Annotated in this window: 14 protein-coding genes and 1 pseudogene; 6 read left to right on the forward strand and 9 right to left on the reverse strand. The window is 43.1% G+C overall.

Going from position 1 to position 16,888, the window contains the following annotated elements:
* Nucleotides 1-89: 89 nt before the first annotated feature.
* From nrtS to F6K38_RS01345, 3 genes are all read right to left on the reverse strand, one after another.
* A complete protein-coding gene (nrtS, locus tag F6K38_RS01335; protein WP_009149028.1) occupies nt 90-359 on the reverse strand; it encodes a nitrate/nitrite transporter NrtS in 270 nt (89 codons plus the stop codon).
* A gap of 157 nt (nt 360-516) precedes the next feature.
* Nucleotides 517-1,875, reverse strand: coding sequence for a chloride channel protein (locus F6K38_RS01340; protein ID WP_009149027.1), 1,359 nt, complete (start codon nt 1,873-1,875; stop codon nt 517-519).
* Nucleotides 1,876-2,615: 740 nt separating this feature from the next.
* Complete coding sequence (locus F6K38_RS01345; protein ID WP_009149026.1) at nt 2,616-3,212, reverse strand: helix-turn-helix transcriptional regulator; 597 nt, start codon at nt 3,210-3,212, stop codon at nt 2,616-2,618.
* A 615-nt stretch (nt 3,213-3,827) separates the two neighbouring features.
* On the opposite strand from F6K38_RS01345, the gene F6K38_RS01350 reads away from it, so the two are divergent.
* The 6 genes and pseudogenes from F6K38_RS01350 to F6K38_RS01375 form a co-directional block, all read left to right on the forward strand.
* Nucleotides 3,828-4,931, forward strand: a complete 1,104-nt coding sequence (locus F6K38_RS01350) for a saccharopine dehydrogenase family protein (RefSeq protein WP_009149024.1) — start codon at nt 3,828-3,830, stop codon at nt 4,929-4,931.
* A gap of 214 nt (nt 4,932-5,145) precedes the next feature.
* On the forward strand, nt 5,146-5,697 hold the full coding sequence (locus F6K38_RS01355; protein ID WP_267872075.1) for a GTP-binding protein: 552 nt from the start codon (nt 5,146-5,148) through the stop codon (nt 5,695-5,697).
* 648 nt (nt 5,698-6,345) lie between these two features.
* Nucleotides 6,346-6,900: a protoglobin domain-containing protein gene (locus F6K38_RS01360; protein ID WP_009149022.1), complete on the forward strand. Its 555-nt coding sequence runs from the start codon at nt 6,346-6,348 to the stop codon at nt 6,898-6,900.
* 261 nt (nt 6,901-7,161) lie between these two features.
* Nucleotides 7,162-7,533, forward strand: coding sequence for a roadblock/LC7 domain-containing protein (locus F6K38_RS01365; protein ID WP_009149020.1), 372 nt, complete (start codon nt 7,162-7,164; stop codon nt 7,531-7,533).
* A gap of 392 nt (nt 7,534-7,925) precedes the next feature.
* Nucleotides 7,926-8,561: a GTP-binding protein gene (locus F6K38_RS01370; protein WP_009149018.1), complete on the forward strand. Its 636-nt coding sequence runs from the start codon at nt 7,926-7,928 to the stop codon at nt 8,559-8,561.
* A gap of 850 nt (nt 8,562-9,411) precedes the next feature.
* Nucleotides 9,412-10,331, forward strand: a pseudogene (locus tag F6K38_RS01375) (IS1634 family transposase); the annotation flags it as partial.
* 93 nt (nt 10,332-10,424) lie between these two features.
* Here F6K38_RS01375 and F6K38_RS01380 read toward each other — a convergent pair.
* The 6 genes from F6K38_RS01380 to F6K38_RS01405 all read right to left on the reverse strand — a co-directional run bounded on the left by F6K38_RS01380 (nt 10,425) and on the right by F6K38_RS01405 (nt 16,727).
* Entirely contained in the window at nt 10,425-11,606 is a 1,182-nt protein-coding gene (locus tag F6K38_RS01380) for an FAD-dependent oxidoreductase (protein WP_044494350.1), read from the reverse strand.
* A gap of 103 nt (nt 11,607-11,709) precedes the next feature.
* Nucleotides 11,710-13,620, reverse strand: a complete 1,911-nt coding sequence (locus tag F6K38_RS01385) for a LodA/GoxA family CTQ-dependent oxidase (protein ID WP_009149006.1) — start codon at nt 13,618-13,620, stop codon at nt 11,710-11,712.
* Nucleotides 13,621-13,655: 35 nt separating this feature from the next.
* Nucleotides 13,656-14,648 carry a catalase family protein gene (locus F6K38_RS01390; protein ID WP_202799236.1) on the reverse strand — a complete coding sequence of 331 codons (993 nt, stop codon included), beginning with the start codon at nt 14,646-14,648 and terminating at the stop codon, nt 13,656-13,658.
* Between the two features lie 1,092 nt (nt 14,649-15,740).
* Nucleotides 15,741-15,920, reverse strand: a complete 180-nt coding sequence (locus F6K38_RS01395) for a hypothetical protein (RefSeq protein ID WP_131827113.1) — start codon at nt 15,918-15,920, stop codon at nt 15,741-15,743.
* Nucleotides 15,896-16,216: a hypothetical protein gene (locus tag F6K38_RS01400; protein ID WP_009149003.1), complete on the reverse strand. Its 321-nt coding sequence runs from the start codon at nt 16,214-16,216 to the stop codon at nt 15,896-15,898. The genes F6K38_RS01395 and F6K38_RS01400 overlap by 25 nt, the downstream gene beginning before the upstream one ends.
* A gap of 151 nt (nt 16,217-16,367) precedes the next feature.
* A complete protein-coding gene (locus F6K38_RS01405) occupies nt 16,368-16,727 on the reverse strand; it encodes a hypothetical protein (RefSeq protein WP_044494318.1) in 360 nt (119 codons plus the stop codon).
* Nucleotides 16,728-16,888 lie beyond the last annotated feature (161 nt).

A 16,888-nucleotide genomic window follows, 5' to 3' on the forward strand; every position in this document is an offset into this window, starting at 1 on the left:
CTCTTACCTCTACTCCATGCTCCCTGCTCACTGCTCCCTAAAACCCCAGACGAAAGTACCTCACCCAATTGATAAATGCTATATCGTAATCAACCAGAATTGCGATTATAATCTGCTTTTCCTCTTCGAGCGGTTTGCCTAGAACGCATGGTGTACTGACCATGAATGTTGACCAAGTAGGGAACTATATAGGTTAAACCCCCTGAAATCCATCGCTGTTGAGTCATCTGTCCTTGTAGGAGAGCAGAACCATGATTGATCACAAACAGAACTGAGCCAACGACCAAAGCCACCCTCAGCGCAGTTGGCATCAATTCGAGATCAACAACACTTAGACAGAACTCTTTTAAAGATTTCACCCTGTACCTATCTAGGAAGCTGTTAACGATACAATTTTACCTAACTGATGGTTTTTTTTGGCGGTTGACTCTTAATTACCCAATTAGCTAACTTCTCAACAAAAAAACTGATTTTGTTGACTGACTAAATCCTTGACTAACTCAGACTTAAGTCTTCTTAAGCCATTACTGGTATACCCTCCTGACTACGCGATCGCTGAGTTTTCAGCAAAGAAATATTAGTAGTTAACAAGAAACTGGCAAAGCTAGCAATAGCAATAATTGGAAGAATCGATGTATCAGACAGAACGCTAAGAATAACCGTGCTACTGACCGGTGTTTTGGTGACAGCCACATTCACCGCTGCCATCAGGCAAAGCATAGCAATGGTGGGATGAATTTCGGGTAAGGCGATGGAGATAGCTAAACCCAGATTGGCACCGATGAAAAATAGAGGAAAGATAAATCCGCCTCTAAACCCACCGTGGAGGGTAAAACTGATCGCAAACATTTTTGCCAAGGCAATCCCCAGTAACATGGTTACCCCCAAAGTGGGACCTTGTTCAATCACTGTTTCAATTTGCTCCTCACTAAAAAATAGGGTTTGGGGAAAGAATACAGCAATCAACCCAATAGATAATCCGCCTAGTGTAGCTAGCAAAATATGGCGATGTTCAATAGATTTAATCCAAGACTTGGTAAAGCGAAAGATATAGATAAACACGATAGCAGCTAATCCACCAGCAACCCCGAGTAATCCACCCTCAATTAAATTTAGCCAGGACAGAGTAGGTAATGTATCAAAAAGGTTAAAGCGGTAAATTCCTCCCACATTTAACCCAGTACCAAAGCGGAAAACAGAGAAGCTAAAAATTGACGCGACAATGGCTGGTACGATGGCTTCATAGTATTCCAGACTCCGGCGGTGGGGAATTTCTAGGGCAAACAATGCCCCCCCGATCGGCGCACCAAAAAAGGCACCAAGAGCAGCACTCATCCCGCAGAAGGTCAATATCCGGATATGGCTGATTGCCAGTTTAAGCTTGACTCCTAGCCAGCTACCTAAGCTACCATTAATCTGTACCAAAGGTGCTTCTGGTCCAGCACTCCCGCCAGCGGTGATGGAAATTAGAGAGGTCACAATCATGCCAGGAGTTTGACGAGGCTCCATCCTACCTGGATCGTGAACTTTTTCGATCACCAACGCCATTTCACCGGGTAACCCCAAGAAGTACAGGGATAAGCCCACGAAAAACCCACCAATGGTAGTGGCAATCCACACATAATTCCAAGAGGGTATCCAACTGGGGAAATAGGGTTCTAGAAATTCGGGCAACCAATGCCAAACAAAATGCAAACACTGTTCTAGGACAAAATAGTAACTAGTTGCTACTAATCCGCCAGCAATGCCAATCCCTGTAGCGCAGAGGATTAGCTTTATATAAGCTAGCTTGACGGGTTGATTGTAGCTATCTGATTTTTCCGTCTGATTAGTCCTTTGATTTACCGATGATACTTGAGCCGTCTCTGATGTCATTGTTGTCATGACCCAGTTGTCTTTTACGAGAATTGGTTATTTTTTCATCATGGACAACAATAACTTAAATAGATAGAGTTACTATGTATCGGGTGCATGAAATTCAATTGCTTTTTACATAAAAAAATCTTTAATGTATATTTTGCATGAATTTAAAATGTTTTTTGCATAAAGTAGTTTTCATAACGTTTAAAACTGACTTATCATTAACAATAGAAACCCTTGGTGAATAGGGGGTGATCGGTTAGGGGAATTTTGCCCTCGTCTAGTCTGATGGTTCAATACCTAACATTGATTGAGGTAAGCCTGACAAGAGTTTGCCTGAGTCGGGGGTGTTGCTACAGACTACAACAAACCCTCCGAGTGCAACTCCTCTAATTGGTAAGCCAGATGCAGCAGCTAGTCCACAACTGCTCGCTTCAAATCATTGGTCTAGCTGCAAAGCACTGGCTTAAGGTTTTAGCTGTAAGCATTCAGCTAATGCGCTACGCGAACAGTTTTTGAAGAAAAGAGGCAAGGATTCGTTTAATGTGAGTTACTTCTACTGATGGGATTTTCCCCAGACTTTCAATTGGGTGCATCTCATATTTGTAAAAAAGACGGGAAGTGTGGGGCCCGGGCGCGGGGAGTGTGGGAAGTATGGAGATTTTATTAGAATTTTTGCCTAATTGCATGCATTGAGATGCACCCCTTTCAATTCTCATTAATCTCGAATTAAATTCGACCGTTCGAGGTTTATTTTAAGCTGACAGCTGACAGCTGACGGCTGTCAGCTTACGTTTAGCATGAATATTTTTCATGTGCTTCTTCACTGTGCTGAGGGTAATGAATAGCTTAGCGGCAATGTCTTTATAGGAGTAATTGACTCGACGCAGTAACCAGACTTCTGCTTCACGAGGAGTTAAACCATAGTGGTAAACTTCTGCAAGCACTAGATTTTGAATGGATTGATGTTGGTCTTCAAGAGTGACTAAAATAAAAGGCTCTTTGGATAACTCTAATTTGAGCCATCGAACTCGTATCCGAACAGGAGTTGACTGACTCGTAGTAAGATAAGAATCTATAATAACTGCCTGAGAATGATAGGACTTAAAACTGTACTTCAAAGCTTGGCAGACACGCCAGATTTGTTTAGGCACCAAATTAGATTTTTTACTGTCTGGTGTGAGTTTATCCAACAGAAGACGAGCCGATTCATTGGCATGAAGTATCTTTCCTTTTGTACTCAGAATCAAAATGCCATCAATAAATCCTTCCAGTATCCCTTGTAATAAAACCTGATCTAACTGTTGTGCTTGAGTATTGGCTCTTTCTAAAGAGTTAGTGATAGTATTCATCTTGTAGACCTATTCTAAAAGAAGTTGGATAGTCTGTGGCGAGGGGATTTCCCACTGATCAGTTTGGGGGAGCTAGGTTATTTACGGCAAAGTGTAGTTAGTTGCTAGTTTTAAGGGTTTTAATACTTATCAGGATTAAGCCTTACCGTTTATGCCGGATGTCGCAATTTTGTAACAAAACTTAACTAAATGGCGCAGGTGAAGCCTATCCCCTGAAGGGGTTTGCACAACATCGGGATAATTGATGAAGATGGCGATGGGGAAGATGGGAAAGATGGGGAAGATAGCAAAGAATCTCCCCAAAGTCGGACTGACTTCTATTACGTTTCAATACCTGAAAATTGCTATAGTGTTAAAGGGAGTAGGGAGTAGGGAGTAGGGAGTAGGGAGCGGTGCGACCCGTGGCGAATTTAATTCGACGACTGTAAGCGCACCGTAGGGAATATGGCATCAAAAATTATCACAATTCCTACAGGGATCCCTAGAGTTCAAAAATTTACTTTTAGTAAAACCCAATGGACACAATTCAATTAGACTTGAATCCAATGATGACATTAAGTGAAACTAGCAACCGTAAGATAGAACTGCGATCAGTATTCAAGCAGACATAATCTAATGACAGACCAGGTTTTAATCCTAGGAGGCAAAGGACGCATCGGGAACAGTGTAGCGCAAGACTTACTTGCCCATACTCAGGCGAAAATTACGATTACCGGACGTCAGGGTAAACTTGACCTAGGTCTGCCACAACAGTTACAGCCCCCCGTGCAGTTTATCCCTCTAGACTTAGCTGATCAGGAGGGGTTAAGAAATGCGATCGCATCTCACAACCTAGTCATCCATTGTGCTGGTCCGTTTCTCTACCGAGACGCTACTGTCCTAAACACTTGCATCGAACAAGGAGTTAACTATCTCGATGTCAGTGACAACCGTGCTTTTACCCGTAAAGCCTTAGCCTTCCGTGAACAAGCTACTGCTGCTGGTGTCACCGCTATTGTCAATTCTGGCATTTTTCCTGGTATCTCCAATAGCATGGTGCGTCACGATGTAGAACAGTTAGATGTTGCAGAACGGATTCACCTCAGCTATGTAGTTGCCGGTTCTGGTGGTGCTGGAGTGACGGTGATGCGTACTACTTTCCTAGGATTGCAAGAACCGTTTGAAGCTTGGATTGATAATCAGTGGCAAACCGTGAAACCTTATAGCGTAAGGGAAACCATCCAATTCCCTGCTCCCTATGGTAAAGCTGGTGTCTACTGGTTTGATATGCCAGAAGCCTTGACCTTAGTGGACTCATTCCCTGTTAACACCGTCATCACTAAATTTGGCTCAGTTCCCGATTTTTATAATCATCTGACCTGGATAGCCGCCCATATCTTCCCCTCATCTTGGCTGAAAAATCCCGCTGGAATCGAGTTTTTGTCCCATGTCAGCCACATCATGACCGATGTAAGCGATCGCATTAGTGGCGTTGGTGTTGCCATTCGCTCAGAGGTTACTGGTTACAAAGATGGTAAATCAGCCCGTGCTGGCTCAACCTTAGTCCATCAGAATACTGCTGTCGCTGCTGGGGTCGGTACTGGTAGTATTGCTGAACTGATGCTTACTGGTCAACTCAATAAACCGGGAGTTTGGCCGGTGGAACAAGCCCTGTCTACGCCATTATTTGAGCAAACTATACAAAGTCGAGGACTTGAGATTAATACTGTTGAAGGTTAAGTGTTGATACCAAATTCGCTTTGATAACCCTCCTTTATAGCAGAAGTCATTTGTCAGAAGTCATTTGTCAGAAGTCAAACTCTTGCGCTTACAAAGGGTGTGAGACTTTTGTCATGTCCTAACTGCCCTGGCGACTGCTATAACTCAAATTACAGGACTTACGCCGCCAAATTTCCCTTTCTAATTTGCTAAGACAGAAATCTACTCAGTATTAATTAGCCTTGGTGGAGTAAATCCCATGAAAAGTATCCGTGTGGTAGTAACCGGAACTGTAGGAGCTGGCAAATCTACTTTTGTGAGGACAGCAAGTAATTTTGAAGCTGTGGAAATAGAAGGTAAAGCCACCGACGAAATACTTCTGCTAAAGAAAAAAACTACCGTTGCCTTTGACTTTGGTAGCCTTACCTTTGGTAACAATCTAAATGTTCATATCTACGGTACTCCTGGTCAATCTCGCTTTGACTTCATGTGGGATATTTTGATTCGTGAAGCTCACGCCTACATTGTACTGGTCCCGGTTCATCGACCCAGCAGTTTGAACCACTCTCGTGAGCTTCTCCTGTTTATGAAGGAGCGAGTAAATGTTCCGATGATTATTGGTTTAACCCATATGGATTGTCCAGGGGCAATGGCTTCAGAGGAAATTATCAGAACTCTCGGTTATAGCAACCCTCACAATCAACCCCCAACTGTAATACTTAATCCCAATCAGCGAACCTCAGTGCTTGAGGCTTTGGTGCTTTTGATGGATCTCCTAGATTCCTAGACCAGCCAGTAGCTAGTACAGTTCAGCTCAAATAACTGTCAAATAAGTGACCAACCCCTGTCAGGTCGAAACCCATAAAAGAAAGGACGTTTGTCAGGGCTAAGCATTCGCACATAAATTCTTGGTTTGCTCCCAAATTTGCTAGCCGAATACTTCGCCCCAAGGATTATCGTTTCTAAGAATTGCCATGTTCTGTAATTTATGTTTATAAAACTACATAAATCATTAATTAGCGTCACTAAAAAAAGTGATCCGGATTGAACGGATCACTTTCTGAAAAGGTTAGTAAGTAAACGTTATAGAGTTTACCTATAAATGTAGTATCAACTACTAAACATCCAAGAGTTTAGGTTATAGGTACATTCAACGATAGATGAAGTGAATAGTTTAAAATTCTGGTAAACCCAAACTATAAACTTCACTAAAACTATACAAAAAAAACTGGTAAATCTTTTATTTTATAAATTTAAAAAGCTAAAATGCAACTAAAATACTGGATTATATTTTAGTCCAAAATTATCTATTCAGATAATAATATTTAAAAACAAATGTTGCTATAGTGTTGGAATAATCTAAAATTAAATCGGGGTGCTTTGCTAAACATTCAAGTAATCAATTAGAGTTAGCTTAACCTGTATCGGAGTAATTATGAGCTTAGATCCCCAGGAATTTATGACCAAGATGGAAAAGCGTGTCAATTTGACCAGTGAAGACAAAGCGCTTCTGAAATCACACGCAGATTGGGGAAAAGAAATTGCTTCTGAAATGGCAGATCATTTCTATACTTACTTAGGTAATGATGAAGAAATGGATGCCATTATGAAAGAGAAGGAAGGTCGTATGGAGCGCCTACGGGTAACCTTTGTGCAATGGTTTTACGAAATGTTCACTGGTATGGATGACTGGGGAAAAGCCTATGCTGAACGTCGTTGGCGTATAGGTTTGGTACATGTGAAAATTGGTATCGCTCCTCAACATGTCGTCCCAGCCATGGCAATTGTAGTGCAGGCATTTACTAACCGGATAAAAACTGATAGTAAAGATGAAGCCTTGCGGGATGCCCTCAGTCGGATCTGCATGATTGATTTAGCCTTCATTGAGCAAGCCTATGTAGAAGTGAGTTCGGCAGCGGTTCTCAAAGAAACTGGCTGGACAGAGGGTCTATTTAGACGTCTGATTAGTACTGGCGCTAGCTCTATGTAACTATAGCAATCCTAAATCATTTGTGAACAATAAATCTCAAGAAAATAGTTCTGACTCGGAGAGTTATGAGTCCTGAGTAAGACCTGTAACTGTTCACGTTTCCGATAGGATTGCTAGATTACGTGTCGTTTTTGTTGGAAACTAAATCAATAGTCTATAAGTTCTGGAAAATTGGCACTACTCCTACTTAAATATCAGCTATCAGTTTCGAGGAACACAAACTAACCGAATTACACATTCTGCAATTGGAGTAAGGGAACAATGGCGATTAATTCTCAAAAATTGGGGTATATCCTCCATAATTTTGTTACATCCACTGCTGATATTCAGGGAGCAGCTGTAGTCACGACCGATGGTTTACCGTTAGCATCTAGTCTGCCTGGAGAAATGGATGAAGAACGGGTTTCAGCCATGTCTGCAGCTATGCTTTCCTTGGGTGAGCGAATTGGCTCAGAACTGGCTAGAGGTGACATTGACCGGATCTATGTTGAGGGGAAAGAGGGATTTAGCGTTTTGACCAGTTGTGGTGAAGAAGCGGTATTTCTGGTTCTAGCTAGTAAAGCAGCTAAGCAGGGAGTATTGATGTTAGAAATTAAACGAACTCTTGCTGAATTAAAACCAATGTTGCTATAGTAATTTTCTGGGTATTACTATACTAATAGTATAGTTGATAAAAGGGATAAACTATAGTAATTGATAGTCATTGATAATGGGTGATAGATAATGGGTAATGGCTAATTTAAAGACTAGGATTAATTACCCATTACCCATTATTAAATGGTAAATTTTTTTAAAAATTGTTGTTCGCGTAGCGTGGCCTACGGCCAAGGCATTCTGGATTATTGGTATAACGTCAGTGGGTGTGTGAAATTCAATGTAAGGTATTTTTTGTTCAAGGTTGACCACTAACAGTCAACCATCAACCGTCAACCATCAACCATCAATCGTCAACAAATTACCTTGATTCACCCCAACCTACTGGCACAGTTGATAACCTGTAGTATTTGCTAGGGAAGCATAATCCAATGGACAGTATACGGATTGTAGTAACGGGAACAATAGGGGCTGGCAAATCTACTTTTGTCAGAACATTCAGCGAAGGTGCGGTTATTGAAACAGAACGAACGGCTACGGATGCCACATCATTGTTTAAGAAAAAAACGACCGTTGCCTTAGACTTTGGTTTGCGTCCCTTAAATCGAAACTTGGATTTGCACCTGTATGGAACTCCTGGTCAAGCTCGCTTTGATTTTATGTGGGATATTTTGATTCGCCGAGCTCACGCCTATATTTTATTAATGGCAGCTAATCGAAGCAGTGATTTTGCTAGTGCTCGTCAGATTTTATCGTTTATGCAGGAGCGGGTCACTATTCCAATGATTATTGGTCTGACTCATACTGATGTTTCAGGGGCATGGACTCCAGAGGAAATTATGATGCGCATGGCATACATCGGCGATCCTAATCAACCCCCAATTGTGGCTGTTAATCCCAATAATAAGACCTCAGTATTTGAAACTGTAATGATTTTGATGGCTCAGATGCTTTGCCAAGGGAGTGTTATTGAAAGTGCTAGGAAAGAAAAGGTAAGTCAGGCAGCTCCGCTACCTGTTAAGAACCAATATCATTGGCCGAAGCCCCAGTTTTTATCAGGGGGTTAGTTAGCTATCAGCTATCAGCTATCAGCTTAAGCTATTGCGCACTGAGGGGGTAACATGAGACATAAAAAGCTTACTATATAAGGCTTTGAGGCCAATGAGCTCAGGGAAGATACAGTTGGAAATTAACCCTCGATTCATTGTCTTGATGCAAAGCGCGAGTGGGGGAAACCCCCTGTTCCCTTGCTGCATCGCTTTCTGGAAGCTCAAACCCTTATAACTATGTCCAATATCAGCCCAAAAAAGCATGTATCTTTTAGGTGGGCTTGACCTTGGCGAATTAAATTCGCCAAGGTCAAGCCCACCTTTTGTAACTTATGGACTGAAATGACTACCCAGTAAGGATTTCTGCTTGCATGTCACCCCCCTAGGCCGAGCAGGGCTGTTTCATTCTCGACCCTAAAATTCCTGGGTGAGGGGCTCAAAGCGTCTTATGGTAAGCAAATCACCGTTTTTTTATACTCTTGGGTTTAATAATAGAAAAATAGGAGCGAAACCGCTCCCACTCGGGAGCTTCAGCGAACCGAAAAATTGAAAATGAAACAGCCCTGCCCAGGCTGAGGAGTTTGAAACACCAGAAACTAAATAGCAATCTCTCTACGGACTGGCGCTAACGTAGCAGCATCAAGGTCAACTACCAACATCTCAACAGGCTTTGGAAAATGCTATCAATACTATTGAGCAACTACGCTTTTAATACCTTCCCGAAACTTTTAAAATCTCACTATTTGCGAAGAAGGGCAAACTCTATGAAGCAATGGTTATTTGTTGTATTTCTTCCACTCTTGAGCAAGCCTTTAACTACATCCCACATTCCGCAGGTAGGAGAGGAAAACTATGGTATTTTTGAAGCATGAAATCAGTAGCATCTTCAATAAGAGTACAAGATCTTGACCACTGTGGCCTAGTGGCAGGTATCATTGACCAGATGGGACTAGTAGAACAAATTAACCAACAACTAGGAACCCACCCTCAAGAAAAGTTAAGTGCCTCAGTAGCGCTAAAAGCCATGATTATCAATGGTAAGGGCTTAGTTAGTGCCCCCCAAAACCTGTTTGAAAGATTTTTTGTAGGGAAAGCCACCGAACATATTTTGGGAGAGGGGATTGAACCAAAGCTTCTCTTTGATGACCGTCTTGGAAGAGTCTTAGAGCAACTCTATGAACTTCGACTCACTCAATTATTTGTCAAAGTAGCTCTAGAAGCGGCTTCTAAGTTTGGGGTAAATCGGCAGAGTCTACACCTTGATTCAAGTTCCTTTCACGTTGATCGAGGCGATCAGACCAAGAGATCTTCTTTATAGAAACAACCAGCAGCAATCACGATTACTCATGGTTACTCCTTATGACCATCGACCTGACCTCAAAAAATTCATGGTGGATTTGATGTGCAGTGGGGATTGCTGATCTACCATTATACCTACGAGATTCTGATCGCAATGAACCAGACCAAGCCATTTTTGCCCAACTGATCAGACAGTTCCCGGAGCAATGGCAGTGTGAAGCTTTGTTTGTTGCCGATGCTGCGGTTTACAGTGAGGAGAACCTTCAATCGTTGAGAGATCTCCAATGGCTCAGCCGAGTCCCGGCAACTATCAAAGCAGCTCAACAGTTAATGGAGCAGTTGTCTGAATAGGCTTTCAATCAGGCTCAATTAACAGGATATCCTATAGCTTGTGTTTGTACTACCTATGGTGAGATCAAACAGCTATGGCTGGTGGTCGAAAGTGAAGCCAGAAAAGAAGCTGACCTCAAACACCTTGAACAAAAAATTCAACAGCATCATCAATATTATCTACTGGTCTGACAAACCTGCGGAATGTAGGCTAAAAAGAGGAAGTTCAACAGTTGCGCACCGGTAACTAATCTAAACTCCAGCAAGTAAATTACCCTGTTCCAAACCAGTTCTTTGTTGGCGTCGCTGCCAAAAAGGAGAAGCAGGCCATCGTCGTTCCATTTTGTAGAAGTAATTGCGCTGAGTTAAATAATTATTAAATCGAGAGGTAATGAGAGATTCGTACTCTTCCAGACCCCTACTATCTCCATGCAAATAGGAAGTAATGGCCTTCGCCGCCTTCAAACCGTCCCACAGAGCCTTATAAATACCCTGGGAGGAAATCGGATCGAAAGCTGAAGCCGCATCTCCTACAGCTAGCCAGCCATCTCCAGTAGTTTGGTCTAACCGGAATGAAGGCGCAGTGCAAACCATTGGCTCTTGTGCTTTTGCCTGGGATGCCGAAGAGACTGAAAGGTTGTCGATCGCACAACAATCAACCAATTCTTTTGATATGTGTTTGGTTTCTTTCAGGTAGGTCAGCCAGTTCTCCATCCGGTGCAATCGAGCTTCTTTGATAATTGAAGGTTCGCTAGCTACTACCGTTGCTAACCTATTGTTGGGGAGCTTGGCTACATACCACCAGCCATATTCTACCGCCTCTAACAGAGTTAGTTTGGAAAAATGCCAGGAAGGGGGAAGCTCGAAAAAAGCGATCGCACAAATCAGTTGGTCGAGAAAAAGCTTTCTGGCTCCCAAACCTCTTACCAGACTGGCTCGTGTTCCGGTGGCATCTACAAGAAAACTCGCAGTGATCACTCGTGTTTGTTTGTCCTCTCCCACAAGTTGCAACTGGAAGCCTTGGGAAGGGATGCGATCGCAATTCCGAACTTTCGTCCCGCAATGCAGTTTTACTCCCCTTTCCACCGCTTTCTGGGCTAGAAAAGCATTGAAGCGCCTCCGGTCTAAATGCCAGCCGTTACCATAGGGATTACGCAAAAAATCATTGTAGCCCAGTCCGTCATCTCCCCAGGAAGAGCAACTACCAAAACAAGTCTCGTGGTTTTCCTGAAGAAAATCCTCCAATATTCCCAGTTTACCCAGAAGAAGACGGGTATCTGGTGGAATGCTCTCGCCAATGCGAATAGTTTCATAACGACCCGACTCTACTACCAGGATTTTAGAAATTCCTTGCTGTTTCAGAGCCAGAGCAGTAGCACAACCCGCAGGTCCTCCACCGACAATGGCAACATCATATTCACTAGAAAGTTTCATTTTTATGCGCTCAAAAAATGTCCCTAGGGTATAGATAATCACTCCGGAACTACTCCCTGCTCCCTGCTCCCTGCTCCCTACCACAAGACTTATTCAGCAAGCCCTACCTATTCAGTCGAACCCTCCGAAATGCCTCCAATTGCTCGACACTAGCCCAGCCAGCACGTCGGATATTTAGGGGCAGGGCTAACCGAGCCGTTTCCGAAGCTGCCAATAGAGTTCGCGACTCTACAAAGATTTTTGATGGGATATTAGGATCACTATCCAAGCCGTCGCGGAGTTCGATAATCCCCAGTTGGGCAAAATGCTCAACCATATATAACATCGCCTCCACCGTGTCTGATGGCAACGCACGCAGCCAGGGCTCTCGGGTGTAAAAAGCTTTGAGCTTTTCGTCTTCCCCTGTGTCGCTGACGACAATTTCATAATTTTTTTCTGTGAGAACCTGGTTGGGGACATTAGCTGGCCAGAATGTAGGCAGGTAAGGGTCGTATTCATACTCGTAGCCCGAGCGACAGAAACCTGTATCCGCTTGCCAAGGAATACCCATCCATCGAGTTAAGTCTCCCGGTCCTTGAGTGTAGAGTGGTCCTCCAGGTCGCAGAACAATATCCTGAGTCAGTACCTTACCGTAATCTTGTTTGGTAGGATTTGCAGCATGACGAATTCGGAACGGTGCTGAGTAAATGGTACTGTGACGCATAGGCCATGTCAGCTCGCAGCCCGGATGAAAAGCATCTGCTAAGCAGAAATGGAGAGCCGCTTTGTCCAACATTGCTGGCTGTTCTTGGAGTTCAACATTATCTAGGCAGCTCGGTGGTGTATAGCTATTCCAGTCATTTTCAAACTTGCCCTCAACCCACAACCTCATCAACTCCATCCGCACTTTTGATAAAGCCAGATTGTTCCGGGGTGAGCTGTCAGGGGCACTACCAAAGGCATCACCGTAAATCCATGGCCAGGAACTGCGAGTAGTACTCTCGGTCTCACTTGGACGAAACGTGTTAAATACAATCTGCCGTAGCTCGTGATATAGATCGTCTTCTTCTGATACCGGTTTGTCAGCCAATTTCTGAATCAATTCAGGATCGCTAAAATCCATAGGACACCCTTTACCAAACAAGGTGGCAAACCCTTTATTGACCCACTGTAAATTTGACAGGCGCGACAACACAGGCAAGATATCCTTGGTAAAAGATGCTGTTGTCGGCATGGGCATCCAGCCACATTCTACATAGGTATCGACAAGTAAGTCGTAGAGAGTGCGCCAGCTAACGATACCAGGAGCATAGTTAGGCGGAGCAACAGCCACCCAACTGGACTCCACTGGAATAGGATCCCCATTAATTTTTACCGTGGCTGTGACAGGCCCATCTGAAATATCATCGTACCATTCATTAGGATTGAGAAAGCCAGCAGGATCATCTAGATTGTAGATAGGTGCGCCTGTTGGCGAACCGGAATTACCAAAACCCCCTAAGACCAACAAACGTCCAGCATCATCCGTTCGTAACTCACCTAAGGGCACTGTCCTAGTGACCATAAATTTGCCACTGTCAAACTTGTACTCATCTCCTGATATATCATTGCCCTGAATCGTGCGAGAGCCCGGATCAATCACGAATTGTTCTCGATCTGTTCCTTTTATGTCTGGGTTGCGATGCTCGGAAGGTACATTGTTCCACTCGGGAATATCGAGGGCAACGACAAATTTATACCATTGGGCTTTGCGATTCGCCAGATGTACAGTCCACTTGATCTCTGTATTTGTATCAGTGCATTTAAGTTCTTTAACAACTTCACCGGCAGCATTGTAACCATAAATTCGGAATCGAGCAGCTTGACGTTTAATAGCTCCGCTGTCATCACGGTTATTTACACCCTTTAGATCCGGATCGGTAACTTCTGGTCCAATATAATAGCCTTCTTCACCTTCAGCGGTACTGTTTCCCACGCGGGCAATTCCAATTCCAGGATAAATGGCAGCGCGAACGATTGTTTGATCTGTTACCATACTTAGTTACTCCTTTAGTTTTAGTATTGTTTGTTTCACTGATTAGGTTGACACCCTTGTGACGCTGGCGGCCAAACGGTGTCAGGGCGCACTACTTGTGGTTCTCCAATCGGTTCGCCATTGACATTGCGTCGAAGCTCTGCTGAAGCTTGATAGGCAACCTTCCGAGCCTCTGCAATAGAACCAACAGGTTCGTGTGCTTTCAGGGTGCGCCACGGGTGAAAGGATAGTGTTTCACCATATTCTGCTTGTCCTCGGGCGGTGATATCTTGCTGGGGAAGAACCAGTGTAGCAACGTGAATGGGGGACGATTGTGATTCCTCCCAGCGAACGGTTGCGCGATCAATGGGCATTGTTCCAGGGTTAGTGCGCAACTGAACGAAAAACTTCAGCTTTGCTTCCCCATTCTGAAGTCGCTGCACTAGATCCGCATGTAAATAATTGGAGTCGCCGTAATCGGGATCGGGCCCAGTTGGAACGACCTCTGGCACTAATTTGTACTTGCAAAAATCATTCTCTCCAAAATGAAAGGGCATCGCGCTCCACAAATTGGTTTCGAGGACAGAAGGCACTTCCTTTGCCATTTCTTCAAGAATTTCTGCTGTTTCGGGGTGCTCTTTCAACCATTGTTCGCTTTCACCACTAAAACTAGCTTGTGTAAATTCACACATATCTTTAGCATTATCTACAAAAAAGATATCTATGTTTTGCAACAGCAAGTCCATGGTAGGAGCATGTTCGTCGGGAGTAAGTATTTTTTCTCCCTCAACGTCAAAAACTTTAATCCCGATCCCCACTGTACTTTTCAGGTCGGGTACGCCATCGGGTATATCGCTGGCATAACGAACCCAAACTGGATAGCTTTTTCCGGGGTTGTTAAATAGACCAACCTGCAAGTTTTCGGGTAAGTCAGAAACAACTTCTAAGCTTCCGTGAGCAACGCCATGCAAGCGCAGAAAAACAGGGCGACGGGCGGGACATTGGCCCTCTTCAATCCGTCCCATTTGCACCATGTCAACAAACATCATTTTGAGACATTCGATTGGATTTTCTTCGCAATTGCACGTCGGTGCAGTCTTCACACTATCATAACTAGGGGGTTTACGCATAATGAAACCTCGTTTTGTAACATTACAAGATTATAATCGAGATGCTTATATTTTATGTAACCTAAGTTACGGGTTGCCAATAAAAAAAATAATATTTTAGTAGGTAAAACGCATTTTTTTTATTTTTAACATCTTTTTATTTTGTAAATATAGTGTTTTGTTAATATGCAAATACTATATTTACAAAGTGCATTATCAATAAGCATACTAAGTCTATTTTATTAAGAACTACGCCAGTTTTATTGACAAGATGTCTTACCCATAACTATCTTAGGTGATCTCCTACAATGGTCTTTTTGTTTTACAACTCGTAATTGTCTTCAATAAAGGAAATTTTACTTCCTTTAATATAAAGATTAACTCTAATCACAAGTGTTTGTAAACTTATAAAACTCATATAAAACCTCATATGAAACCTCATATGAAACCTCATATCAAACCTCATATCAAACCTCATAAACCTCATAAACCTCATATCAAACCTCATAAACCTCATATCAAACCTCATAAACCTCATATCAAACCTCATAAACCTCATATCAAACCTCATAAACCTCATATCAAACCTCATATCGGGAGCATGTCACTTTTGCCGAACATTTGTACTAAATCTGGGTAATGGGTAATGGGTAATGGGTAATGGGTAATGGGTAATGGGCATTGGTGACAAGTTAAGCAAAAGAGTAATTTGTCAAGTACTTTCCAGAAATTGCTGTATCCTTTACTAGGTAAATTATTCAGTGCGTACGCTAACCCCAAACTGTGCGTACGCTAACCCCAAACTGTGCGTACGCTAACCCCAAACTGTGCGTACGCTTCGAGCACCAGCATATGCGGCTCGCGAACCCTAGACTAACTGAAGTATCCGTGGTTAAAATTGATAAGACCTACTGATATCTCGATGCCCCATTCCAATAGCTGCTCATGAATCAGCGGTTGCGTGACTCGATTGTGATATTACTCGTGCAAGATATATCCCACCAGTTCTGGCCCATAATGCCCTGTCTTGCGTTACTGTGGTGGTAATTGAGCGCTGATCACCCCACTATCGGGCAACACATATTCGGCTAAATAGAAGCGGATGTTGTTGCGTTCATGGCATTGCTCTTGAACATCATATTCTCGGTATCCATTAAATCTTGCCCCGTCTGGCACTAAATACGGTTCTATTTTCCATTCGGTGTCCACCACGAAGCGAGCTTTCTTACGACCTTTAGCTGAGGCGCGGACGTTTTCGATCTCCGTGCTGTTGCTCCTGCTGCTTGCCTACGCCCACGCTTACTCGCACTTAGTTGGGGCTTTTTATTCAGCTTTTTTTTCCCTCGTAACTCTTCCTCCAATTCACCGATGCGCTTGGTCAACTCTTTATTTTTATTGTCCAGAGCTGCGATCATTTCAGCCTGTTGCCCGACAAGCACACGCAGCTTCTCGACCTCATGAAGGTCGCTGAGTTGGTCATCTTTCACTTGCACGGGGTTTTCAATCATATCTTTTTTGAACCAGATTTATGCACTCTTGACAAGGGGGGCAAGCTCAATACCCATCTGTTTGAACCCACAGCGGTTATTGAGAAGTTACCTCCCCACCAAGCACATTTGAGTCCGACTTTGAAACAGCCCTGGTTAACCAGGGTGTCATTCAGCCCTGGTTTGCGCTATATAAATTTAGGCTATTTAGAATGTCTTTGATTGGTTGTTTGACCAAATCAAATGGCTTCTTAATAAAATAAACGTGAAGTATTGAAGCTACTACTCCAGCAATAGTTTTGCCTTGGCAAAATAAATAGGCTTTACCATTTTCTATTTTGCTATCAAGAGCGTTTACTATTTTTGGTTCGGCATTAACGTCTTTCGCCAGCTTCAAAATTGCTACAGCATGACTTAGATCATGAGTATCTTGAATTTGCAATATTCTGTTCCAATTACTGGGTAATTTATCTGGAAAAGTTATAGCTTTTTCTAAATTTCCAGAAATCAGTAAAGGCAGCTTCTCACGCATTTAGGGCAGGTTCCACAGTTGGTTTCACCACCTTCATTATTAGTACATACCCTCAAATATTTCATAGCGAAAGGGTCTTTGGCTAAAAATTTAGCAATTTTTTCAACCCTTTGGGTCTCTGAGCCGTCATGAACTATATTAGTTTTTTCCGTTGACCATAG

Origin of the sequence: Moorena sp. SIO3B2, assembly GCF_010692525.1 — a bacterium.
GTDB classification, from domain to species: Bacteria; Cyanobacteriota; Cyanobacteriia; order Cyanobacteriales; family Coleofasciculaceae; genus Moorena; species Moorena producens.